Source organism: Streptomyces sp. NPDC002845, from assembly GCF_053591955.1.
The window spans coordinates 1-1580 of record NZ_JBSFUU010000235.1 but is presented as its reverse complement, the minus strand read 5'-3'; the positions used below and the strand labels follow the sequence as shown (position 1 = coordinate 1580).

The 1580-nt window shown below is 66.9% G+C and carries 1 protein-coding gene; it reads left to right on the top strand.

All coding sequences use genetic code 11. The features are described from left to right. Nucleotides 1–780: 780 nt before the first annotated feature. Nucleotides 781–1580, top strand: an 800-nt coding sequence (locus ACWD3C_RS48560) for an IS481 family transposase (RefSeq protein ID WP_451155241.1), incomplete at its 3' end; no start/stop codon positions are given.

Below are 1580 nucleotides of genomic sequence, written 5' to 3'. Positions count from 1 at the left end.
AAGCCTCAAGGTCGACCGACGCACCTACAAAGCCACCCTCAGCATCAACATCTTGACGCCGACGATCAGCCCGTAACTTCACGGCCTTGCCCTTTCGGGCCGGGCCACTGGGGCCCGTATCCGGCGGGTTATGCGGGTGCGGGTGAAGCGCCCACCTCCCGGTTTCCCCTGGCCTTTCGGCCTACCGGCCTTCGCTTCTTGGATCATCCTGTCCCGCCGGGGAGATCGGCTCTCCTTGCGGTCGGCTCACCAGGCCGCAGCCTGGTCCCCGACGGGGTTTCCACGTTCCACACCAGGAAGATGCGGCTGGGGTGGGCGCCCTCTCTACCCCAGGACCAGCGGTATCCGCCTCCTGGAATGAGATCCCCAGGAGTCGCTTTACGCTTCCCAGCGCCAGGTCCTGCGACTGCCGTCTGCATGCCATCGCGCAGCCTCAACCTCACGGGGCATCGTCAAGGGTTCACTTGCGTTCGCCCGTCCAGCCTTCCCCTCGCCTGTGGTTCCTCGATGGCCGAGGCGCCCTTGGGCTTGAACGCTCAGCTCCACACCCCGCCGTTGCCAGCGACGCATGTGAGCGTGGGGACGAGCCTGGATACTGGCTCGAAGGCCAGCCGTTCTATCTCTGCTTCATTGGCTGTCCTTACTTCTCTACTGCGACTTCGTGTCGCACTCCACGGAGGTTGGTGACAGCTATCACGGCGGACGGATCTTGAACGAGTGAGGGCCTTCCGGGTTCGGTGTGGATTGCGACGTCTACACGCGAACGATCAGAAGGCCCTCATGCCCCACCGTAATGCACCTCTGACCGAGACCGGTCGCCTGCGCCTGGCCCGCTGCGTCGTGGACGACGGCTGGCCCCTGCGCCGGGCCGCCGAACGCTTCCAGGTCTCGCCCACGACAGCTCAGCGGTGGGCAGGTCGCTACCGGGAGCTGGGCGAGGCGGGTATGGCCGACCGGTCCTCGCGCCCGCGCCACAGCCCGCGCCGGACCCCGACCCGCACCGAGCGGCGGATCATCAAGGTCCGCGTCCTGCGCCGGTGGGGTCCAGCCCGCATCGCCTACCTCCTGGGCCTGAACCCGGCGACCGTCCACCGTGTCCTGACCCGCTACAAGCTGGCTCGCCTGGCCCACCTGGACCGTGCCACCGGCCGGGTGATCCGCCGCTACGAGCACGACGCCCCCGGCGATCTCGTCCACGTCGACATCAAGAAACTCGGCAACGTGCCCGACGGCGGCGGCCACAAGGTCCTCGGCCGGCAAGCGGGCCGCAGGAACCGGGCCAAGGCCGGGATGAGCTTCCTGCACAACGCGGTCGATGACCACTCCCGCCTGGCCTACAGCGAGATACTCACCGACGAGAAGAAGGAAACCGCCGTCGGGTTCTGGCAACGGGCCCACGCCTACTTCGCCGCCGCCGGCATCACCGTCCAGCGGGTCCTGACCGACAACGGCGCCTGTTACAAGTCCCATCTCTGGCGCAACTCGGAGCAATTGTCAAGACCTGTGGATGGGAGCTGTGCCGACCCAGCGGTGGTAGGCGTCTACGTCGACGTTGCTGCCGCACACGATGGTGACTACGT